19 protein-coding genes and 1 pseudogene are annotated in these 20,331 nt (G+C 64.7%); 4 read left to right on the forward strand and 16 right to left on the reverse strand.

Annotated elements, in window-relative coordinates; genetic code table 11:
• Positions 1–8: 8 nt before the first annotated feature.
• The 4 genes from LDJ84_RS08370 to plsB form a co-directional block, all read right to left on the reverse strand.
• Positions 9–455: a low molecular weight protein-tyrosine-phosphatase gene (locus tag LDJ84_RS08370; protein WP_024766721.1), complete on the reverse strand. Its 447-nt coding sequence runs from the start codon at positions 453–455 to the stop codon at positions 9–11.
• A 330-nt stretch (positions 456–785) separates the two neighbouring features.
• A complete protein-coding gene (locus tag LDJ84_RS08375) occupies positions 786–1,838 on the reverse strand; it encodes a glycosyltransferase family 4 protein (RefSeq protein WP_024766720.1) in 1,053 nt (350 codons plus the stop codon).
• Positions 1,839–1,987: 149 nt separating this feature from the next.
• The gene (locus LDJ84_RS08380; protein ID WP_084358869.1) at positions 1,988–2,434 is read right to left on the reverse strand and encodes a low molecular weight protein-tyrosine-phosphatase; all 447 of its coding nucleotides are present in this window, start codon (positions 2,432–2,434) and stop codon (positions 1,988–1,990) included.
• A gap of 90 nt (positions 2,435–2,524) precedes the next feature.
• Positions 2,525–5,035: a glycerol-3-phosphate 1-O-acyltransferase PlsB gene (gene plsB, locus LDJ84_RS08385; protein ID WP_226046186.1), complete on the reverse strand. Its 2,511-nt coding sequence runs from the start codon at positions 5,033–5,035 to the stop codon at positions 2,525–2,527.
• A gap of 170 nt (positions 5,036–5,205) precedes the next feature.
• On the opposite strand from plsB, the gene LDJ84_RS08390 reads away from it, so the two are divergent.
• Both LDJ84_RS08390 and LDJ84_RS08395 read left to right on the forward strand, forming a co-directional pair.
• On the forward strand, positions 5,206–5,649 hold the full coding sequence (locus tag LDJ84_RS08390; RefSeq protein WP_024766717.1) for a YMGG-like glycine zipper-containing protein: 444 nt from the start codon (positions 5,206–5,208) through the stop codon (positions 5,647–5,649).
• Positions 5,650–6,223: 574 nt separating this feature from the next.
• On the forward strand, positions 6,224–6,433 hold the full coding sequence (locus LDJ84_RS08395) for a cold-shock protein (protein WP_015476243.1): 210 nt from the start codon (positions 6,224–6,226) through the stop codon (positions 6,431–6,433).
• 69 nt (positions 6,434–6,502) lie between these two features.
• On the opposite strand, the gene LDJ84_RS08400 is transcribed toward LDJ84_RS08395, so the two are convergent.
• From LDJ84_RS08400 to LDJ84_RS08420, 5 genes are all read right to left on the reverse strand, one after another.
• Positions 6,503–6,874, reverse strand: a complete 372-nt coding sequence (locus LDJ84_RS08400) for a hypothetical protein (RefSeq protein ID WP_024766716.1) — start codon at positions 6,872–6,874, stop codon at positions 6,503–6,505.
• A gap of 10 nt (positions 6,875–6,884) precedes the next feature.
• Complete coding sequence (locus LDJ84_RS08405; protein WP_024766715.1) at positions 6,885–7,694, reverse strand: putative RNA methyltransferase; 810 nt, start codon at positions 7,692–7,694, stop codon at positions 6,885–6,887.
• Positions 7,694–7,873, reverse strand: a complete 180-nt coding sequence (locus LDJ84_RS08410) for a hypothetical protein (protein WP_024766714.1) — start codon at positions 7,871–7,873, stop codon at positions 7,694–7,696. The genes LDJ84_RS08405 and LDJ84_RS08410 overlap by 1 nt, the downstream gene beginning before the upstream one ends.
• Positions 7,870–9,027: a succinyl-diaminopimelate desuccinylase gene (gene dapE / locus LDJ84_RS08415; RefSeq protein ID WP_024766713.1), complete on the reverse strand. Its 1,158-nt coding sequence runs from the start codon at positions 9,025–9,027 to the stop codon at positions 7,870–7,872. The genes LDJ84_RS08410 and dapE overlap by 4 nt, the downstream gene beginning before the upstream one ends.
• A 132-nt stretch (positions 9,028–9,159) precedes the next feature.
• On the reverse strand, positions 9,160–11,757 hold the full coding sequence (locus LDJ84_RS08420; protein WP_024766712.1) for a glycosyltransferase: 2,598 nt from the start codon (positions 11,755–11,757) through the stop codon (positions 9,160–9,162).
• Between the two features lie 284 nt (positions 11,758–12,041).
• Between LDJ84_RS08420 and tcdA the strand changes: the two genes are divergently transcribed.
• Positions 12,042–12,848 (forward strand): tRNA cyclic N6-threonylcarbamoyladenosine(37) synthase TcdA, encoded by an 807-nt coding sequence (gene tcdA / locus LDJ84_RS08425; protein ID WP_024766092.1) that lies wholly within the window; start codon positions 12,042–12,044, stop codon positions 12,846–12,848.
• A gap of 112 nt (positions 12,849–12,960) precedes the next feature.
• On the opposite strand, the gene LDJ84_RS08430 is transcribed toward tcdA, so the two are convergent.
• The 4 genes and pseudogenes from LDJ84_RS08430 to LDJ84_RS08445 form a co-directional block, all read right to left on the reverse strand.
• Entirely contained in the window at positions 12,961–13,368 is a 408-nt protein-coding gene (locus LDJ84_RS08430) for a SufE family protein (protein ID WP_024766091.1), read from the reverse strand.
• Positions 13,365–14,570, reverse strand: a complete 1,206-nt coding sequence (locus tag LDJ84_RS08435; protein WP_038803396.1) for an aminotransferase class V-fold PLP-dependent enzyme — start codon at positions 14,568–14,570, stop codon at positions 13,365–13,367. The genes LDJ84_RS08430 and LDJ84_RS08435 overlap by 4 nt, the downstream gene beginning before the upstream one ends.
• A 94-nt stretch (positions 14,571–14,664) precedes the next feature.
• On the reverse strand, positions 14,665–15,699 hold the full coding sequence (gene dapD / locus LDJ84_RS08440) for a 2,3,4,5-tetrahydropyridine-2,6-dicarboxylate N-succinyltransferase (RefSeq protein WP_024766090.1): 1,035 nt from the start codon (positions 15,697–15,699) through the stop codon (positions 14,665–14,667).
• A gap of 42 nt (positions 15,700–15,741) precedes the next feature.
• Positions 15,742–16,005: pseudogene (locus LDJ84_RS08445) on the reverse strand (LysE family translocator); the annotation flags it as partial.
• A 22-nt stretch (positions 16,006–16,027) separates the two neighbouring features.
• On the opposite strand from LDJ84_RS08445, the gene LDJ84_RS08450 reads away from it, so the two are divergent.
• Positions 16,028–17,695 carry a recombinase family protein gene (locus tag LDJ84_RS08450; protein ID WP_318784717.1) on the forward strand — a complete coding sequence of 556 codons (1,668 nt, stop codon included), beginning with the start codon at positions 16,028–16,030 and terminating at the stop codon, positions 17,693–17,695.
• Here the strand turns inward: LDJ84_RS08450 and LDJ84_RS08455 are convergent, their stop codons facing one another.
• The 3 genes from LDJ84_RS08455 to LDJ84_RS08465 are packed head-to-tail and all read right to left on the reverse strand — an operon-like array spanning position 17,696 to position 20,321.
• A complete protein-coding gene (locus tag LDJ84_RS08455) occupies positions 17,696–17,968 on the reverse strand; it encodes a hypothetical protein (protein ID WP_226046187.1) in 273 nt (90 codons plus the stop codon). It abuts the gene before it with no gap.
• Positions 17,965–18,444 carry a hypothetical protein gene (locus tag LDJ84_RS08460; protein ID WP_226046188.1) on the reverse strand — a complete coding sequence of 160 codons (480 nt, stop codon included), beginning with the start codon at positions 18,442–18,444 and terminating at the stop codon, positions 17,965–17,967. The genes LDJ84_RS08455 and LDJ84_RS08460 overlap by 4 nt, the downstream gene beginning before the upstream one ends.
• The gene (locus LDJ84_RS08465; RefSeq protein WP_226046189.1) at positions 18,441–20,321 is read right to left on the reverse strand and encodes a DNA cytosine methyltransferase; all 1,881 of its coding nucleotides are present in this window, start codon (positions 20,319–20,321) and stop codon (positions 18,441–18,443) included. The genes LDJ84_RS08460 and LDJ84_RS08465 overlap by 4 nt, the downstream gene beginning before the upstream one ends.
• Positions 20,322–20,331: the final 10 nt, after the last annotated feature.

Genomic DNA, 20,331 nt, shown 5'->3' on the forward strand with positions numbered 1-20,331 from the left:
TGATGGATTCAGCGTTGAGGTTGAAGGCGTCGGGACCAGGCATCTACGCCTTCCTCGATCAAGGCGTAGGCATGCTCGAACGCTGCCGTTCCGCGGCGGTACGGGTCCGGAATTTCGCGCTCGCTCTGCCATTTACCGAGCAGGAAGGTCTTGCCACGGGATACCGGTGATAGCCGGATGACGTCCTGCAGGTGCCGGTGCTCCATGACGAGCACCAGATCGGATGCCAGCAGGATCTGCGGTGTCAGTTGGCGAGCCTGATGCTCCTGTGGTTGATGGCCGTGGCGCTGCAGGGTGTCGAGGGCGTGGCGCTCGAGAGGGTGGCCGACGACGGCAGTCAGACCGGCGGAGCTGACCCTGATGCCCGTGCCGCCCAGGTTGCGCCGCAGCAAATGCTCACCTGTTGGGCTGCGGCAGATGTTGCCTGCGCAGATAACCAGTACATTGTTGAACACGCTGACCACCGCTACGTTTATAGATCGCTACCTATGGGGCGCGAAAATTAAGCTTCGGGGACAGGTGATTCAATGCGGTTTCCTACCGTTTTGTGGGTTTGGGAATTATCTGAGGAGGGTTAAAGGGAATCCCTTCAAAAGGGGGGTAGTGGCAGACGATTCTGGTGGCGCAATGCCGCTCTCACCAGTTCGCCGATTGATCCAGTGCGGTTATCTGAGCGCATGGGAATGTGGGGGAGTTGAAAGATGATTTGCGCGTGCGGAGGGGAAGCGGAGTTTTTTTGGGGGGGGCTGATGGAGGGAGCCTGCCCTTCGGGGCAGGACTGAGAGTCAGTTGGCGGCCAGTCGCTGGACTGGGCTTGGTGGGGTGAAGCGAGCGTAGAGGTTCTCCAGCGAAGACTGCAACTGTTCGCCGCAGTGCAAGCTCTGGATGCTGTGGCTGTTGCGGATCAGGTCGGCCTGCACGAGCGGGTCGCCCTGGGCAAAGGCCAGGACTTGCCTTTTTGCCTCTGCTAGATCCCGCGCGGTGGATAGTCCTTCGGCGACAAAGGGACCGATGCGCCGCAGTGCGATGGGCAGGTCGAGTTTCGCTGCTTCCAGCACTGAAATCGGAAATCCGTCCCACGCGGCAGTGTGGAAGTAGAGGTCCAGCCCCTGCATGTGTGCGATGACTTCAGCGCGTGGGCGCCATCCCGTCACTTCGATACCGGCGTGCTCCAGTTCCGCCATGGCGCGAGCATCGCCTCCGCCAATCCATTTGAAGTGGGCGATTTCCCGGCAGCTTTCGGCCATGGCGCGGAAGTATTCATGGCCCTTCTGCCGGCTGATACGCCCGACCATGCCGACCACAGGCTTGCTGGTGAGGCTGCGAACTGTCGGCACCTCCGGCAGTTCGTCGCAAACATTGACCAGCCCCAGGGTATGCCCCGGTTCGATCAGTTCCCCGGCAATGCGTTGTTCATCCATGCCGCAGCCGGCGATCACTGCGGTGCGCCGTGCCAGCAGCGACTCGATGGCGCGGTAGGCCTTCAGCATCAAGGGATGATCGCCACGCAGGAAGGCGAAACCGTGCGGGGTGTAGACGATCTTCTGCGCCGGGATGAACGGCAAGGCGCGGATCAGCGCGCCGGCGTAGGTGCTGTGCAGGTGGATGACGTCCGGCTGTATGCGATCGATGTAGGGCTTCACCCGCGCCAGGCTGGAAAGCCGGCGCGGCACCAGTTCCATGTGCTTGAACAGGCCCTGACTTTCCTCACCGGTGGTATCGCCCTTGCGCACCGAGGCGAGCAGGTAGTGCTCATGCTGCTGGGAGTTGAGGATGTAGGAGTTGATGGCCGAGGTGACGCCGCCGCCGAAGGACTCGGTGATGTGCAGGATCTTCATAAAGCGATGTAGGCCCCTGGAAAATTACTTGTCGTAACTGGGAGACCAAACAGCTGGATATGGTCTTGCTGGGCTAGAGCGTAGCCTTTTTCAACAGTGCAATGTAAGGATTTCTGACGCTTTTTTCGGATGGCGAATAAGTCGCCAAATTACCGGCGAGCTCGCACGCGACCGATCCACGGGGCGACCGCCGATTCGATCAGCGAGTACGCGCGTTCGAAGGCTTCCGGGCCTTTGCGGTAAGGGTCCGGGATCTCCTGATCGGTCTGCCATTTGCCCAATAGGAAGGTTTTGCCGCGGGCCTCAGGTGCCAGGCGAATCACGCTGTCGATCTGCGATTGCTCCATGACCAGGATGAGATTGGCCTCATGGATCATCTCGGCGTTGAGCTGGCGGGCTCGGTGAGGTTGGGGGTGGTGACCGTGGCGGCGGAGGATGGCGAGGGCGGTGTTGTCGATGGGGTGGCCGACCAGTGCGCTGAGCCCGGCGGAGGCCACGGCGATATCGGTGCCCTGCAGGGATTCGCGCAGCAGGTGTTCGGCGATTGGGCTTCGGCAGATATTGCCGACGCAGACGATCAGAATCCTGTTGAACACGTTGAGCGTCCCTGACCGCGACCGATAATCGTCAGAAATCTATCGGTCGTGGTGCAGGGGCGTCAAGCCGCCGTCAGAGGGCAGCAGGGCTCAGCTCTGGCTGGCGGGCGGCTGCCCGGCGGGAGCGGTTTCTTCCTGGGGCGGGCGCTCCAGGGCGACCTGGCGGATGGATAGGCGAATCTCCGCTGGCAGCACGCGCTTGGCGGCTCCCTCGGCCAGTTCGCCGAGCAGTTCGTGGTAGCTCAGCTTGCCGTTCTCGTCCCTGCGCAGCACGCCTTCGTCCAGCAGGGTCTGGATGAAGTGACGGAACAGGCTCTTGTCGAAGAACTCCGGGGCATTGAGGCCATGGAGGACCGACAGGCGCTGGGCCATCACGGTGCAGAGGTTTTCCAGTTCCTCGGCGGTGAGCTGCTTCTGTCCGGCGTTGAGCACCAGCGATATGGACATGTAGAAGCGCTGCAGGGTCTGGGTGATGGCGCGGGCCAGCAGGGTCAGCAGCACATACTGGCGTGAGCTGGGGGCTGGGCGGATGAAGGTGTCGTTCTCCTGTTTGAGCAGTTCGCTGGCGACCATGGCCTGCAGCCACTGGTCGACCACCGCGTCCAGCTCGTCCAGGCTCCAGCGGATGAACAGCTCGGCCTGCAGGTACGGGTACAGCGCGCGGGTGTAGCGCAGGAGCTGTTCCCGACTGATTCGGCCGCTGTTCTGGAAGAAGCTGGCGATCAGCGCCGGCAGGGCAAAGATGTGCAGGACGTTGTTGCGGTAGTAGGTCATCAGTACCGCGTTTTGTTCATCGAGGTAGCAGATGCGGCCGAGGGCGTCCTTCTGCTCGCTGAGCAGGTTCATGCTCTTCACATACTCGATCAACTGCTGCCCGTCGCCCTCGGGCAGTGTGGCGCTGGGCGAGTAGGGCACCTTGTGCAGCAGGTCGAGGTAGAGGTCGATCACCCGTGCCAGGGCGGTTTCGTCCAGTGCCAGCCGGGTAGTGGATAGCAGTGCCAGTGCCACCAGGTTTACCGGGTTGATCGCGGCAGCATCGTTAAGATGGCGGGCGACGTCGCGGGCCAGGTGGTTGGTGGTCTCCGAGAGCCAGGCTGGGCGGTATTCCGGACCCAGTTCCTGCTCGCGCCAATCAGGTTGCTGCTGGTCGAGGAAGTCGTCGAGGTGGATCGGTTCGCCGAAGTTCACCCACACCTGGCCGAAGCGCTGCTTGAGCGCGCCGATCACCTTGAAGATGTCGAAGATCGACTCCTTCTTCTTCGCCGCGCCACGCAGTTCACCCAGGTAGGTGCGGCCTTCGAGCACGCGCTCGTAGCCGATGTACACGGGGACGAAGACGATGGGACGGCGCGAGTCGCGGAGGAAGCTGCGCAGGGTGATCGCCAGCATGCCGGTGCGTGGATGCAGCATGCGCCCGGTGCGGGAGCGGCCGCCTTCGACGAAGTACTCGGTGGAGAACCCACGGCTGAACAGAGTGTGCAGGTATTCGTTGAACACCGCGGTGTACAGCTGGTTGCCCTTGAAGCTGCGGCGCATGAAGAAGGCCCCGCCGCGACGCAGGATAGAGCCCACCACCGGCATGTTGAGGTTGATGCCGGCGGCGATGTGCGGCGGGGTCAGGCCGTTGCGGAACAGCAGGTAGGACAGCAGCAGGTAGTCGATGTGGCTGCGATGGCAGGGCACGTAGACGATCTCGTGACCCTGGGCGACTTCCTGGACGCGCTCGATGTGGTTGACCTTCACGCCCTCGTAGAGCTTGTTCCAGAACCAGGTCAGGGTCACTTCGAGGAAGCGGATCACCGGGTAGGAGACATCGGCGGCGATCTCGTTGGCATAACGCAGGGCGGCGGCTTCAGCCTTTTCCTGGGAGATCTTCTGGGTTTCGCATTCTTCCTGGATCGCCTGGCGCACCAGCGGCGCACGCAACAGGCCCTTGACCAGGTTTCGGCGGTGGGAGAGGTCAGGGCCGATCACTGCGGTCTTCTGGTTGCGGAAGTGCACGCGCAGGATGCGCTGGACCATGCGCAGGGTGCGTTCGTGGCCCTTGTTCTGCTCCACCAGTTCGCGCAGATGGATGGGGGCTGAGAACTGCACGCGGGTCTTGCGGCCGAGGATGAGGATGCGCGCCAGCTTGCGCAGTCGGCCGGTGACGGCCCAGTTGTCGGCGAACAGCAGCTTCCAGGCGCTCTTTTCGCTGTCCGGCGATTGGCCCCAGAACACGCTGACCGGGACGATCTGCGCATCGTCGATGCCGTTCTGGCCGATGGCGCCGAGCATGCGCACCAACGCTGGCGGGGCGCCGCGTTTGTCCTGGCGACCCAGCCAGTCGGGCTCGGGGGTCAGGTAGAAGAAGGCGGCGGGTTCGATGGATTCACCCACTGCCACCGGCATGACCGGGCGCGGCAGGCCGGCCTTGCGGCATTCGGTATCCACCACGGCGAGGTCGCTCACCGAGGGCTGCTGCAGGACGTACAGGACCGGTTTGCTGCGGTCGATCTTCAGGCTGAAGGACGACTGGTTGATGGTTTCCGAGCGCACCCAGAGGTAAAGCAGGCGGCGCAGGGCACCGAAACCGAAGCGGCGGAACGGGTAACGAGGCATACAGGCCCTATGGCTGGCAGAGATAAAACGAGCGATTGCTCAGACCGGCTAGTTTGCCGGATTAGGCCCCCGCCAGCAAAGCCGCGAGCGCTTGGTCGGAGTTGCGCGGATGCCCCGTGGGTAGCGGCTATCCTGCCATTTGAGGGATGAACTTCTAGGGAGGTTCCGCGATGCGTGCGCTTACCTTGGGATGCCTGCTGGCGTTTTGCGCCGCGCTGCCTGCCCAGGCCCAGACAGTGGTTCCGCTCAAAGGGCAGAGCAGCCAGCAGATGCAGCAGGATATGGCCGATTGCAACGCGGCGGCGGCCAGCAGTTCCAGTTCCGATCCGCATGTCGGCGGACGGGTTCGCGGTGCGGCGAAGGGCGCGGCGGCCGGAGCCGTCGGCGCAGAAGTGCGCGGGCAGCAGCACGACGAACTCTACGACCGCGCCAGCGACGATGCCAAACAGCAGTACCGGCAGAACCGTGCCGGCGAAGTGGCGGCTGCCGGTGCGGCGGTCGGTGGCATGCGGCAGCGCCAGGAGCGTCGGCAGGATCGGCGTACCCAGAGTTCGGCAAGTGCCAGCGCCTATGGCGGTTGTATGCAGGGCCGGGGTTATCAGGTCAGTCCCTGAATTGCGGCGGTGGGTAGCCGTGACATAAAGAACCGCGATGGTGCACGGCCTGTCCGCAGTTTGATGTGCGAAGGAGAGTTCTGCGGGATATCTCCATCGACTTGGATGAAGAACGGATCGCCAATTCAGCGGCGGAATAGTCGGGCATATCGTCGCAGAGGCAACTGGAGCGTCGCCTGATCCGTTGTCTGAAAGATTTTTCGGAAGCTCGCTCAAGCGGACGAGCGGGAACGAAACTACCCGCCGCAAATGCGTGAAAGTGCGAAAAGGTCCACGTTCGAAACACTTTCGTTACGCGTGGTAACGAGCACCAAAATGGCTCTGCAGGCCCCGAAAAATGGCACTTTGTCCTCTTTGGTCATAGGGGCGCGGAGGGGATGAAAAAGTGCTTTTCAGCTGTAACTTTTGATTTATATACTCGGGAGCGCTGTCGCCCGTCGGCGTTATTCGAATTACCTTCCTACGTGCCATTCGGTGCGGGTTGGATGATAAGGAAAGCGTTCAGCCGGCGACTGCCGAAGTCCTCATTCCCGGGGGCCATCCAAAAATAATAGGCAAGTTGGAGAGTGTGGTAATGGCTGATCGTGAGGTCGGAACCGTCAAGTGGTTCAATGACGCCAAAGGTTATGGATTCATTCAACGCGATAGCGGTCCGGACGTTTTCGTTCACTACCGTGCCATTCGTGGCGATGGTCACCGCTCCCTGGTCGAAGGCCAGAAAGTGGAGTTCTCGGTGATCCAGGGTCAGAAAGGCCTCCAGGCGGAAGACGTCGCCAAGGTCTGAGCCCCCGAAAAAACAAAGGCCCGTCCATTGGACGGGCCTTTGTTTTTTAAGCCTTGTGCAAGCGAGGGGTCAGCCTGTGCGCCAGGTGATTTCCTCGACGCCCGCGGCGGTCACTTTCAGCCAGCGGTCCGCGTCTTCCTCGCCCTGATCCTCGCTCCAACTGCCTGGTGCACAGCGCACTTCCACGTCCAGCGCGGCGCAGGCATCGCGGGCACAGGCGGCGTCGTCGTCCCATGGCGTACGGTCACTTTCCAGGAACAGGCTGTTCCACTTGCCCACGGCTTTCGGCAGCCAGGTCGCAGGGATGCCACCGGCGGTGCACTTGAGGGTTTCGCCCTGTTTGCGCCATTCGCTGCAAGGGCCAAGTGCCTTTTCCAGCCAGGCGCTGACGGCGGCCTGGTCGGCATCCTTGATGTAGATCTCGATATCCGGTTGGCGCATGGCGTCCTCGTCAGGGTTCTTGGCGTTGCAGCCAATCGTAGCGTACCGCGACCGTCACCTCGAAGGGCTCGGCGAGGATGCGTTCGCGTCGCTCGGCGTTGACCCGCCAGCCGTGGGGCGTCATCGCCAGCAGGTGCTCGCGGGCTTCGCGGGTTTCCAGCGGCAGCCTGAAGCTCAGTTGTTCGGTGTGCGCCAGCTTCAGTTCTTCAGGCAGATCGACGAGGTGCTTGTCTTCGACGTATTCGCGCACTTCGTCGTACAGGCGTTCGCGCAGTTCCAGCAGGTGGTCGCGTGCCGGGCCCAGGCGCAGCACGCCGCCTCCGGGAGTCAGCAGGCGTGTGGCTTCCTTCCAGTCGATCGGGCTGAACACGCTGGCCAGCAACTGGCAGGAAGCATCGGCCAGCGGCACGCGGGCCATGCTGGCGACCATCCAGGTCAGTTGCGGGGCGCGCTTGCAGGCGCGTTTCACGGCTTCGCGGGAGATGTCCAGGGCATAGCCGTCGGCCTGGGGCAGGGCTTCGCCCAGCTGCGCGGTGTAGTAACCCTCGCCGCAGCCGATATCCAGCCAGCGACCGGGAGCCCGCTCGGCAGCGAGTTCGGCCAGGTGCCTGGCCAGCGGTGCATAGTGCCCGGCGCCGAGGAAATAGCGGCGCGCCTCGACCATGGCGGCGTTATCGCCTGGATCGAGACTCTTCTTGTGCTGCACCGGCAGCAGGTTCAGGTAGCCCTGGCGTGCGCGGTCGAAGCGGTGCCCGGCGGGGCAGGCCACGCCGTTGTCGGCTTCGGTGAGTGCCTCGCGGCACAGCGGACAGATCAGCATCACTTCTTCCCCGGTCCCAGCGGCTGCGGCAGGTCGTTGCGCAGCACGGTGGGCAGCGAGCGGCGGCGCTGGGCAATCTGGTACACGCGCAAGGAATAGCGGCGCTCGGCGGCTGGCGCGGGCGGCGGGGTGTCGGGCTGGATGGCGCCCAGGCAGAAGCCTTTGTTCGGTCCAGTCATGCCAGCAGTAGCACCAGGGTCTGGTAATAGATTTCGGTCAGCACATCGAGGTCGCTGGCCAGTACACGTTCGTCCACCTGGTGAATGGTGGCGTTCACAGGGCCGAGTTCGACCACCTGGGTGCCCATGGTGGCGATGAAGCGGCCATCGGAGGTGCCGCCGGAGGTCGACGGCGTGGTCTCGCGGCCGGTGACCGCGCGGATCGCCGCCGCCACGCCATCGAGCAGCTCGCCGGGCTGGGTGAGGAAGGGCAGGCCGGACAGCGCCCAGTCGATGTGCCACTCCAGGCCGTGCTTGTCGAGGATCGCCGCGACGCGTTGCTGCAGGCCCTCCACGGTGGATTCGGTGGAGAAGCGGAAGTTGAAGATCACCTTCAGGTCGCCCGGAATCACGTTGGTCGCTCCGGTGCCGCCATTGATGTTGGAGATCTGGAAGCTGGTCGGCGGGAAGTAGTCGTTGCCGTTGTCCCAGTGCTCGGCGGCGAGTTCGGCCAGGGCCGGGGCGGCGAGGTGGATCGGGTTCTTCGCCAGGTGCGGGTAGGCCACGTGGCCCTGCTTGCCGCGCACGGTCAGGGTGGCGCCGAGGGAGCCGCGGCGACCGTTCTTGACGATGTCGCCCACGAGGGTGGTGCTCGATGGCTCGCCGACGATGCACCAGTCCAGGCGCTCATTGCGGGCCTTGAGGCGCTCGACTACGGCCTTGGTGCCGTGATGGGCGGGGCCTTCCTCGTCGCTGGTGATCAGGTAGGCGATGCTGCCGCGGTGGTCGGGGTGGTCGGCGACGAAGCGCTCGGTGGCGATGATCATCGACGCCAGGCTGCCTTTCATGTCCGCCGCGCCACGGCCGCAAAGCATGCCGTCGGCATCGATCAGAGCGTCGAACGGCTGGTGCTGCCAGGCCTGCTCGGGGCCGGTGGGGACGACGTCGGTGTGGCCGGCGAAGCACAGCACCGGGCCATTGGCGCCGTCGCGGCCCTGGCGCAGGGCCCAGAAGTTATCCACATCCTCGATGCGCATGGGCTCCAGGGCGAAGCCGCAGGCGTCCAGGCGCTGCATCATCAGCTGCTGGCAGTCGGCATCGACCGGTGTGACGGAGGGACGGCGAATCAGCTCGCAGGCGAGGGCCAGGGTCGGCGAGAGGGACATTGAGGGCATCCTGGGGGTGGAACGGAAAAAGGCGCCCATCTTAAAGCAAAAACGCCGGCGTTTGGCCGGCGTTCTCGGGAGCGGATCAGCGGTACGGTTCACCCAGCGGGAGCGAGCTGGCTCGCTCCCGCAGGCTTTGCATCAGTTGGCCGGCGCGACATCCGCTGCCGGCGCCTCCTGAGCCTTGGGCGCGGCCGACAGCAGCGCCATCACCAGTGCGGCGAGGTAGGGCAGCGACTGCACCAGCAGCATGGCCACCCAGAACATCATGTCGCGGCTCGGTACGCCCTGCACCAGCACGATGCCCAGTGCGGCGCCCCACAGCAGCAGCATGATGAAGACCTCCTCGCGCGCCTCTGCCAGTGCCACCAGCAGGCCGTGGTTGGAGGCCATCTTCGGCGTGCGGAAGAACGGGATGGTCTTGGTGAACGCCCCGTAGAGCACCGCCTTGGCGATGGTGTGCGACAGCGCAAGGCCTGCCACCGCCGCCTGGAACGAACGCAGGAGGTTGACGCCCACGGCGCGGCGGTAGAGGAACATGATCTTGCCGAACTTGAAGAAGAACAGCGCCAGCGGCGGAATGGCGAAGATCAGCAGCGGCGGATCGACCCGCTTGGGCACGATGATCATCGCCGAGGACCAGAGCAGCGCGCCGACGGTGAAGAAGATGTTCATGCCGTCGGCTATCCACGGCAGCCAGCCGGCGATGAAGTGGTAGCGCTGGCCGAGGGTGAGCTTGCTGTCCTTGCCCTGGAACAGCGCGCGGGCGTGGCCCTTCATGATCTGGATCGCGCCATAGGCCCAGCGGAAGCGCTGCTTCTTGTAGTCGATGAAGGTGTCGGGCATCACGCCCTTGCCGAAGCTCTGGTGCGAGTAGGCGGCCGAATAGCCCTTCTCGAACACCCGCAGGCCCAGCTCGGCGTCCTCGCAGATGGTCCAGTCGGCCCACTTGAGTTCGTCCATCACGGTCCGGCGGATCATGGTCATGGTGCCGTGCTGGATGATCGCGTCGCGGTCGTTGCGGGTGACCATGCCAATGTGGAAGAAGCCCTTGTACTCGGCGTAGCAGAGCTTCTTGAAGACGTTTTCCTCGCCGTCGTGGTAGTCCTGTGGGGACTGCACCACGGCGATCTTCGGATCGCTGAAATGCGGCACCATCTGCTTGAGCCAGTTCGGCTCGACGCAGTAGTCGGCGTCGATCACCGCGACGACTTCGACGTCCGGCGCGGTGTGCGGCAGGATGTAGTTCAGCGCGCCGCCCTTGAAGCCGGCCAGGGGCGCGACGTGGAAGAAGCGGAAGCGCGGGCCGAGGACTTCGCAGTAGTCGCGCACCGGTTCCCAGACCGCCGGGTCCTTGGTGTTGTTGTCGATGATCAGGACTTCGAAATCCGGATAGTCGAGCCTGGAGAGCGCATCCAGGGTCTTCTTCATCATCTCCGGCGGTTCGTTGTAGCAGGGCACGTGCACCGAGACCTTGGGCCGATAGCCGGTATCGGTCAGCACTGGGTCGAACGGCCGGCGGCGCTTGCGCACCCACACGGTCTCGGCCAGTTCATGGGCCTCGGTGAGCAGGACGATGAATACGCCCAGCGCGCCGATGCCCAGCAGGCCGCCGACGGTCAGGCTGAACCAGGTACTGTATTGCTGGCTGTAGTCGTAGGCGATCCACACCAGCACCGAGCCGCCAGCAAAGGCGACCACGGTGAGGAAGGTCCGCCCGCGCTGGCGCAGGGCGCTGCCGTCGATCATCAGCAGGGTCAGGGCAAGCAGCGCCATCACCACCGAGGCGACCGCCAGGGCGCGCCATTGCGGGATGTTCACCACCGGCCCGGTGAAGTTGAACTTGGGTTGGCGCTGGGCGTTATACACGCCCCAGTAGGCACCCACCGAGCCTTCGTCGCCGACTTTCCAGGGTTGGTCGAAGGCCTCGACGACGAAGTAGTTGTAGCCCCGCTTGTTCAGCGCATTGGTCAGCGTGCGCAGGTAGATGGCCTGGTCCGCCTGGGTGGCGTCGGCGCCGCCGCGCATGCGGCCGTTGCTCGGCCAGCCGACTTCGGCCAGCAGCAGCGGCTTGCGCGGGAACTTGGCGCGCAGCTCCTTGGCGCGCTCGAGGACGAACGGCACGGCGTTGTCCATCGGCGTGTATTCCCAGTACGGCAGCACGTGGGCGGCGATCAGGTCGACGTGCTTGGCCATCTCCGGGTATTTCTCGTAGATGTGCCATTGCTCGGCGGTCGTCACCGGCACCTTCACCGCCTTGCGCACGCGGTCCAGGTAGGCGGTGAGTTGCTCGACGGTGACCTCGCGGCGGAACAGCGCCTCGTTGCCGACGATGACCCGCACGACACTGCGCGAGTTGTTGGCGATCTCGATGCCGCGCTCGATTTCGGCCTCGTTCTCGGCTTCGTCCGGGCCGATCCAGATACCGAGGCTGACACGCATGCCGAGCTCTTCCGCCAGGCGCGGGATGTCGGCCAGTGAGCCCTTCACCGAGTAGGTGCGGATGTTGTCGGTGTTCCTGGAGACCAGTTCCAGGTCCGAGCGGATCTCGTCGTCGCTGGGGAACTGGTCCTTCTGCGGATTCTGGTTCAGGCGGAAGGGCGAGAAGGAGAATCCGGAAATGCTTTCCGGCCAGTCGGGAACGCTGACCGGGCGGTTGTAGAGAGCCCAGAAGCCGGTGAAGAGTGCCGCGAGGGCGACGAAAACCACCAGGTTGAGGCCGAACTTGCGTGAAGACATGGTGCGATCGGGTTCCAAAGGGTGGAACGGGGAGGGGCCGGGACAGTCTCCGCGGGAGACTCTTCGGTCGGGGCGCATCCTACCCCGCACTCCGGGGGCTGTACAGGTTGCCGGCACCGTCCGCCGAGACGGCGAGCGTGGGTATTTTCCGACAGTTTAGAATGTGTGGCAGGCGCGTGGCTGAGACTGCGGCAATCCGGCTTTGTTGCACGCTCGCCAAGGCTGGTCGTTATGGGCGACCGGTCGTTATAGAATGCCGGCCGTTTCGATGCGAGGTGTGGGCGATGCAACTGGATGAACAGCGTTTCGGCGGAATCGCGCGGCTCTACGGCCGTGAGGGCCTGGAGCGTCTGGCGGCCAGCCATGTGGCGGTGGTCGGGATCGGCGGCGTGGGCTCCTGGGCAGCCGAGGCCCTGGCGCGTAGCGGCGTGGGCGAGATTTCCCTGTTCGATCTCGATGACGTCTGCGTCACCAACACCAATCGCCAAGTGCATGCGCTGGCCGGCGCCGTGGGCAAGCCCAAGGTCGAGGTCATGGCCGAGCGCCTGAAGGCAATCAATCCCGGCATCGTCGTACACGCTGTAGCCGATTTCGTTACTCGTGAAACCATGGCGGACTACATCACCCCGGAGCTGGATTGCGTGATCGACTGCATCGACAGCGTCGCCGCCAAGGCTGCGCTGATCGCCTGGTGCAAGCGCCGCAAGCTGCAGATCATCACCACCGGGGGCGCGGGCGGGCAGGTCGATCCGACGCAGATCCAGGTCGCCGACCTGAACAAGACGTTCAACGACCCGCTGGCCGCCAAGGTCCGTTCCATGCTGCGCCGCGACTACAACTTCTCGCGCACGCCGGGCCGGCATTACAGCGTGCAATGCGTGTTTTCCACCGAGCAACTGCGCTATCCCAAGCCGGACGGCACGGTGTGCCAGTCGAAGAGTTTCGTCGGCGAGGGCGTGAAGCTGGACTGCGCCGGCGGTTTCGGCGCGGTGATGATGGTCACGGCGACCTTCGGCATGGTCGCGGCGGCGCGGGCGGTGGACAAGATCGTCGCCGGGGCGCGGCGGCCTTCGGAGCGTTCCGCGGGCTAGGCGCTTTTGTAGGACTGAGGGGCGCCTAGCCCTTGCTCGCGAACGCTTCGGCTGGATGCCTTGGTGTCGGGCGGGTTCGCGAGCAAGCTCGCTCCTACGAAAAAGCAGGTGCTCAGTCGCTGACCAGTTCCTGCATGCGCTTCAGGACTGCATTCAGGCCGTTGCTGCGCGACGGCGAGAGTTGCCGGCCCAGGCCCAGCCGATTGAACCAGTCGGGCAGGTCGATGGCAGACAGCTCGTCCACCGGCAAGCCTTCCACCCGTACCAGCAGCAACGCCAGCAACCCGCGCAGCAGGCGCGCATCGCTGTAGGCGCGGAAATACCAGCGGCCATCCCGCGAGTCAGCCAGCAGCCAGACGTTGCTCTCGCAGCCCTGCACGCGGTGCCCGTCGCTGCGCTCGGTTTCGCTCAACGGCTCCAGGCGTTCGCCCCATTGCATCAGCAGGCGTGCCCGTTGCTCCCAGCCCTGCAAGGCAGTGAAGGCCTGCAGCGCCTCGGCGGCTGCGGCGGGCAGGCTCATCGCAGCAACTCCAGGGCGCTGTCCAGAGCGATGAAGAAACGTTCCAGGTCGGCACTGTCGTTGTAGAGGCCAAGGGAGACCCGCAGGGCACCGGCCACGTCGAGGGTCTTCATCAGCGGCATGGCGCAGTGGTGCCCGGCGCGCACGGCAATGCCCTGTTCGGTGAGCAGATGGCCGAGGTCGGCCACATGTACGCCCTCGACCACGAAACTGGCCAGCGCCACTTCCGGTTCGCCCAGCATGCGCACGCCATCACGGGCGCGCAGGCCGGCGAGCAGGCGGGCGTGGAGGAAATCCTCGTGGGCGCTGACTTCGGCCCTGTCCTGGGCGGCCAGCCACTGCAGCGTGGCGCCCAGGGCGATCACCGGGCCGATGGGCGGGGTGCCGGCCTCGAAGCCCATCGGGGCGCTATGGAACTGTGCGTCGAAGTAGTCCGCAACGCGCACCATCTCGCCGCCGAATTGCCAGTGCGCCAGTCGCTCGAGCGACTCCGGGCGGCCCCAGAGCAGGCCGAGGCCTTCCGGGCCGTAAAGTTTGTGGCTGGAGCAGACATAGAAATCACAGCCGAGTGCCGACAGGTTGTGCCGGCCGTGGACAACGCCCTGGGCGCCATCCACCACGGTCAACGCGCCGTGCTGCCGAGCCATCTGCAACAGCTCCGGCAGCGGTTGCCAGGTGCCAAGCACGTTGGACAGTTGGCTGACGGCAAGCAGGCGCGTGCGCGGGCCGATCAGGCTGGCAGCGCGGTTCAGGTCGGTGTGGCCGTCACTGTCCAGCGGCAGGATCACCAGTTTCAAGCCGCGACGCTTGGCCAGTTGCTGCCAGGGCAGCAGGTTGGCGTGGTGCTCCAGGGCGCTGACGACGATCTCGTCGCCGCTGTGGAAGTCCGCCTCCAGTCCGTAGGCCAGCAGGTTCAGGGCTTCGGTGGCGCCACGGGTGAAGATGATCTGCGCCGGGCTGCCGCCATTGAGCCAGCTGGCGGCCAGGCTGCGGGTCGCTTCGAAGGCGCGGGTGGCGCGCTCGCCGGGCAGGTGCTGGGCACGGTGTACGTTGGCGGCGCCACTGGCGTAGTAGCCGGCGAGGGCGTCGATCATGGCGCGCGGCTTCTGCGCGGTGGCGGCGCTGTCGAGGTAGGTCTGGCCTTCGGCCTCGAAGGCGGCGAGGGCCGGGAAGTCGGAGCGCCAGGGTGAGGGAATGGACATGGGCGTGCGGCCGGTTGCGGAAAAAGTAAAACGGGGGCCGCAGCCCCCGCTTCTCCAAGCTTAGTGCGTACCCCGCATCTGCGGGGCGCCCAGCTTAGTTGTGTGCGTGCAGCGCTTCATTGAGCTCGATCGCGGTCTTGTTGGTCTTGCACTCGACTGCGCCGGTCTGGGAGTTGCGGCGGAACAGCAGGTCGGCCTGGCCGGCCAGGTCGCGACCCTTGACCACTTTCACCAAGGCGTTCTGGTCGTCCAGCACGGCGATCTTGGTGCCGGCGGTGACGTACAGGCCGGCTTCGACGATGTTGCGGTCGCCCAGCGGGATGCCGATGCCGGCGTTGGCGCCGATCAGGCAGCCTTCGCCGACGCTGATGACGATGTTGCCGCCGCCGGACAGGGTGCCCATGGTGGAGCAGCCGCCGCCCAGGTCCGAGCCCTTGCCGACGAACACGCCCGCGGAGACGCGGCCTTCGATCATGCCCGGACCTTGGGTGCCGGCATTGAAGTTGACGAAGCCTTCGTGCATCACGGTGGTGCCTTCACCGATGTAGGCGCCCAGGCGTACGCGGGCGGTGTCGGCGATGCGCACGCCGGTCGGGACCACGTAGTCGGTCATCTTCGGGAACTTGTCGACGGAGAAGACTTCCAGCAGCTTGCCCTTCAGGCGCGCTTCCAGTTGCAGCTCGGCCAGTTCGGCCAGGTCGACGGCGCCCTGGTTGGTCCAGGCCACGTTCGGCAGCAGCGGGAAGATGCCGGTCAGGTTCAGGCCGTGCGGCTTGACCAGGCGATGGGACAGCAGGTGCAGCTTGAGGTACGCCTCGGGGGTGGAACTGGGGGCGGCGTCTTCGGCCAGCAGGGTGGCGACCAGCGGCTTCTGGCTTTCGGCCAGGCGGTTGAGCAGCGCGGCCTGGGCAGCGTCGACGCTCTCGACGGCGTCGGCCAGCTGGTAGGCCTGGTGGGCGGTGAAGGCAATCGCCTGGTTGCCGCCTTCATAATTCAGCAGCGGGCTGATGGCTGCGACCAGTTCGGCGCTGGGGTTGAGCAGCGGCTGCGCGTAGAAGACTTCCAGCCAGTTGCCCTGGCGGTTCTGGGTGCCGACACCGAAAGCGATGCTGAACAGGGATTTCGACATGAGGGGGATTCCTTGAAAGAGATTCTCGAAGAATGAATTCGGTCAGGCCGGACGGCGACTGAGCAGCAGGCCCAGCCCGGCGCTGCCCAGCAGCGCGGCACAACCACGGTTGAACAGGCGCCGGGCGCGTGCACCGGCGAGCAGCTTGCCGAGGCGGACCCCGGCGAGCCCGTAAAGGGCGATGGCCAGCCATTCCAGCAGCAGGAAGGCTGCGCCGAGTTGGGCGAACTGGGCGCCCACGGCCTGACGCGGATCGACGAACTGCGGCAGGAAAGCGGTGAAGATGAGGATCGCCTTGGGGTTCCCCAATGATTGCGAATATATACTCATGGTCTCGCAACGCATCGTGTTTGTTCCTGGGGATCCTGACATGCCAAAAATTGGGGCGAAAGTATACAGCTATTTGAGGTTTTCGGACCCCAAGCAGGCAGCTGGACATAGTGCCGACCGTCAGGCCCAGTACGCAAAGGCCTGGGCCGCCGAGCGTGGCCTGGTGCTGGATGAGTCGCTGACCCTCCGAGACGAGGGTTTGTCCGCCTACCACCAGAAACACATCAAGCAAGGCGCCCTTGGTGTGTTCCTGCAGGCGGTGGACGCTGGGCGGATCCCTGAAGGGTCGGTGCTGGTGGTTGAGGGGCTGGACCGTTTGAGCCGCGCCGAGCCGATTCTGGCGCAGGCGCAGCTCGCGCAGATCATCAACGCCGGTATTTCCGTGGTCACCGCCAGCGACGGGCGAGAGTACAACCGGCAAAGCCTGAAGGCTCAGCCAATGGATCTGGTTTACAGCCTGTTGGTCATGATCCGGGCGCACGAAGAAAGTGACACCAAGAGCAAGCGGGTGAAAGCAGCGATCCGCCGGCAGTGTGAGGGGTGGGTAGCCGGCACTTATCGCGGGCTGATCCGCAATGGTGCGGATCCTCACTGGCTGGAGTGGGATGGGGCTGCCTGGCAATTCGTACCTGCGAGGGTAGAGGCGGTGCGGTTCGCTCTTGACTGCTATCGCCAGGGGCTGGGGGCGAAGCGGACATTGGAGCTGATGCGGGAAAAGGGGATGGATCCGGCTGAGTTAAAACTGGGTGGCCAGCAGCTTTATCGCCTGGTTCACCTGCAGCCGTTGCGTGGTGGCAAGCGGATCTCGGTTGATGATGACGAGTTCATCCTAGAGGACTACTATCCCCGCCTTCTGAGTGATACCGAGTTTGCTGAGCTGAACGCCTTGACCGGCCAACGCCATCGGCGGCGCGGTAAAGGGGCTATTCCTGGGGTCGTGACCGGTATCGGTCTCACCTGGTGCGGTTACTGTGGTTCCGCGATGGAGGCGCAAAATCAGATGAGCAAAGTGCGGCCGGACGGAACGCTGCTGCCCGGCCATCGGCGCCTTGCCTGCTCGGTGACGGCTGAGCATTCGGAGTGCAGGGCGCATGGCAGCTGCAGTGTTGCTCCGCTTGAGCTCGCCCTGATGGACTATTGCTCCGATCAGATGAACCTGCAGCGATTCATGGAGCCGGTCGACCAGGCGACAGCCTTGAGGCAGCGCCTGGTGGTGGCGCGCGGCGAGGTCCAGAGGGTGGAGGTGCAGCTGGAGCGGGTGACCGACGCCTTGCTGGCAGGGGAAAGCGAGGGCGCAGCCCCGTTGGCGTTCGTGCGCAAGGCTCGCGAACTGGAACAGGAGCTGCAGGCGCGCCAGGCCGACGTGCAGCAGCTGGAGCGGGAACTAGCAGGGCTGGCTCGTTACCAGAGCCCTGCCGATGCGGCGCGTTGGGCTTCTCTGGCAGAGGGTGTGATGGCGCAGGAGGCTGAGGCGCGGGAGCAGGTGCGGCAGATGATGATGGACACGTTCTCGCAGATCGTGATCTACCTGCGGGGAATTATGCCGGCTGGGCGCAAGGCGCCCTTCATGGACGTGCTACTGGTGTCGAGATCCGGCCAGCGTCGCTGGATGCGACTCGATAGGAAGTCAGGAGAATGGGCGGTCGGTAATGACCGCCCGGTTTGATCAGGCTGCTTTCTTGGTCTTGAACGTCTGACAGGGCGGGCTGGTGTATACAATCAGGTGCCCTTTCCCCTCCCAGAAGTTTTCCTGTACCTCGATGCAGACGCGCCAGGCGGAGAGTGCAACGTCTTCGCCTACCTCAACAATGCTGCCTGTCTCGTCTACCAGTGCCATCCGCAGTGGCTTGCCGTCCTTCGTGGAAAGGCGGAAGCCGGTGCTCACGTTGGCGCTGATGACCGCCCTTTCCAGCTGCGGGTTCGGGAAGGCTTCTTTCATTCTTGGTCCCCCTGTGCCAGGACAGCTGCACGATCATGGTGCTCAAGTGCGACGAGGCCGAGGGCAACACCTCGCACCAGGTCCATGCGGTCCCCTTCCGGGCGGAACCCGCTGATCCATGGCCAATACCGGGCCGCATAAGTCCGATCAAAGTCGGCGCGGGGGAAGGCATGCAGCATGTAGGCGGTGCCGGCTTGGGCTAGTTCGGCGGTGAGTTCGTTGTCATCGCGCTCGTGCGTCCAGCCCTCGGCATCGACTTGGCGAAGGCACTCGGCCTGTACGTCGCGCCAGGCTTGTGGCAACTGGTCAGCCTGGGCGTCCAGTTCGGCAGCGATCTTGATCGCCTTCGCTGCTGCGCTCCGGGCTTTCTCCGCGCAATGGCGGGCTTCACGGATCAGCCCTGTCGCCTCCGCGCTGGCCATGAGGCTGTCGATCTCAGCCAGCAGGCGCTGCAGTTGGTTGAGTTGGATATTCATGCAGCCTCCCGCATGGCTTCTTCAGGGAATAGGGGGTTGGCCTTGAGTAGGGCGTAATAGGGCTTCGGCGACACCGAGTTTCCGCACATCCGCACCTTGGCCTTGTTGCTGAACCTACGCCCATCGTGACCGAAGTCGATCTTGTAGTCAGGCGGGAAACCCTGGATCAGATACAGCTCGCGCGGAGTGAGCATCCGCATGCCGATATCGACGATCACATAGGGGCTGCCCTTGATCGTCACGGTCACCAGGGCGAGGCGGTCGCGGGTGGTGATGGTGGCGGCCGGATCTCGCGGGTCATAGGTGTTGTCGGATCCGTAGTACCCCATCAGGAAGGCCGCTACGCGCAGCGCCCCGGCTTCGTTCTCCGGCGACAGAGTGCACTCCATCAGCGCCAGGTCGTCGGCGCCGGCAGTGATCGCTGGAGCGCCATCGCGCAGGTCGCGACCGATGCAGCCGTTCCGCAGTGTTACCAGGCTTGCGGTCACGACGTTCTGCTGGCTGCCGGTGGTAGTCAGCGCGGTCGCCGGCTCCTCCGGGTGTCGGCCGAGCGTCTTATTGTGCCCTCCGTTGTGCTGTGCCAGGTACGCCACGCCGAGCGCGCGGTGGTTCTCGGTGAGGATCGTGCCGGCAGGCTGCTCGCAGCTGGTCGGCTTACCGGCATAGGACGGGCCGCCCGCGCCCACCAGTACTGGCGCGACGACGGCGAAGTGTCCGCCTTTCACCTCGCTGCAGATCGTTCGCCCGGGTTCGTTGGCTGGCATGTTGCGCTGGTTGCTGGCGTTCGCGTGTTCGGTGATGAACGGGGCGAGTGTGGGTTGAGCCACTGCGAAGCCATGGCTGCCTGTAATGGTGGCGGCGGGTTCGCGCACCGAATGCCCTCGGAACTCCGCGCCGCCGTGGTTCACGCTGACGATGAACGGTTCCGGATGATCGAGGACGAATTTCTTCACCCCCTTGCGGAGCCTTTCCATGGTCTTGGCGGCCAGGGGGCGGCGTACGCCGGCAGCCTTGCCGCCTTCCTCGTCGAGGAATATCGACGGACACGGCAGGCTCCAGTCGATGAGAGCGGCCTGGGGCACCCACGGTTGCTGCTCGTGGCGGGGGTTCTTGGCGTGGGTTGCCTCCGGCCAGTTCAGCGGTACGCCATCGCGGCGGGCGATGAAGAACAGGCGCTCCCTGGTAGTCGCGGCGCCGTAGTCCGCCGCCACCAGCTTGTCATAGTGGTGCTTGTAGCCTAGGTCACGCAGCAGGTGCAGGAAGCGCGCCCAGGTCTTGCCCTTTCGCTTGGGGTCGGGCACCAGGTACTGCCGTTGCACGGGGACGCGCTCGCCTGGCTCGGCTACGCGGTGCACCGGCTTGCCAGTGACGGGGTGCGGCACCATGTCCAGGGTGACCACCCGCCCGGTTTCCGCGCAGCGCTTGGCGATCAGCGGACCCCACTGGAGGATCTGCATCACGTTTTCCATGGTAAGCATCAGCGGCAGCGTCTGGCCGACCCACTTGATCACCATCCACGACAGAGCGCGGCTTTCCTTGCTGCGAGGTTGGCCGCCCCGAGCCTGGCTGTGGTGGGTGCACTCTGGGCTAGCATGCAGCCTGCCCACCGGACGGCCACGAGTGGCAACGCGAGGCTCCACCCGGCGGATGTCTTCGCGGTAGTGGGTGGTCTGTGGGTGGTTGACGATGTGCATGCTCACAGCGTCGTCGTCGTGGTTCACGGCAATGTCGACGCACTCGCCGGTGGCTTCCTCCATCGCCTCCGAGGCACCGCCGCCGCCGGCGAACAGGTCGACGTTCAGGTATTCGCGGAGGTCGAGCGGGAGCTGGGCGAGGTAGACGGCTTCGGCGAGTTCGTGCCGGCGGAAGGTGGTCATGCTGCCACCC

Origin of the sequence: Pseudomonas sp. HS-18 (assembly GCF_020401845.1) — a bacterium.
Taxonomy (GTDB): domain Bacteria; phylum Pseudomonadota; class Gammaproteobacteria; order Pseudomonadales; family Pseudomonadaceae; genus Pseudomonas; species Pseudomonas nitroreducens.

Coding starts and splice junctions, on each gene's coding strand:
- LDJ84_RS08420 (WP_024766712.1), bottom strand. CDS start 11,757: ATGTCTTCACGCAAGTTCGGCCTCAACCTGGTGGTTTTCGTCGCCCTC.
- LDJ84_RS08390 (WP_024766717.1), top strand. CDS start 5,206: ATGCGTGCGCTTACCTTGGGATGCCTGCTGGCGTTTTGCGCCGCGCTG.
- LDJ84_RS08410 (WP_024766714.1), bottom strand. CDS start 7,873: ATGACTGGACCGAACAAAGGCTTCTGCCTGGGCGCCATCCAGCCCGAC.
- LDJ84_RS08460 (WP_226046188.1), bottom strand. CDS start 18,444: ATGAATATCCAACTCAACCAACTGCAGCGCCTGCTGGCTGAGATCGAC.
- LDJ84_RS08455 (WP_226046187.1), bottom strand. CDS start 17,968: ATGAAAGAAGCCTTCCCGAACCCGCAGCTGGAAAGGGCGGTCATCAGC.
- LDJ84_RS08400 (WP_024766716.1), bottom strand. CDS start 6,874: ATGCGCCAACCGGATATCGAGATCTACATCAAGGATGCCGACCAGGCC.
- tcdA (WP_024766092.1), top strand. CDS start 12,042: ATGCAACTGGATGAACAGCGTTTCGGCGGAATCGCGCGGCTCTACGGC.
- dapE (WP_024766713.1), bottom strand. CDS start 9,027: ATGCCCTCAATGTCCCTCTCGCCGACCCTGGCCCTCGCCTGCGAGCTG.
- LDJ84_RS08405 (WP_024766715.1), bottom strand. CDS start 7,694: ATGCTGATCTGTCCGCTGTGCCGCGAGGCACTCACCGAAGCCGACAAC.
- dapD (WP_024766090.1), bottom strand. CDS start 15,699: ATGTCGAAATCCCTGTTCAGCATCGCTTTCGGTGTCGGCACCCAGAAC.
- LDJ84_RS08395 (WP_015476243.1), top strand. CDS start 6,224: ATGGCTGATCGTGAGGTCGGAACCGTCAAGTGGTTCAATGACGCCAAA.
- LDJ84_RS08435 (WP_038803396.1), bottom strand. CDS start 14,570: ATGTCCATTCCCTCACCCTGGCGCTCCGACTTCCCGGCCCTCGCCGCC.
- plsB (WP_226046186.1), bottom strand. CDS start 5,035: ATGCCTCGTTACCCGTTCCGCCGCTTCGGTTTCGGTGCCCTGCGCCGC.
- LDJ84_RS08430 (WP_024766091.1), bottom strand. CDS start 13,368: ATGAGCCTGCCCGCCGCAGCCGCCGAGGCGCTGCAGGCCTTCACTGCC.
- LDJ84_RS08465 (WP_226046189.1), bottom strand. CDS start 20,321: ATGACCACCTTCCGCCGGCACGAACTCGCCGAAGCCGTCTACCTCGCC.
- LDJ84_RS08450 (WP_318784717.1), top strand. CDS start 16,028: ATGGTCTCGCAACGCATCGTGTTTGTTCCTGGGGATCCTGACATGCCA.
- LDJ84_RS08375 (WP_024766720.1), bottom strand. CDS start 1,838: ATGAAGATCCTGCACATCACCGAGTCCTTCGGCGGCGGCGTCACCTCG.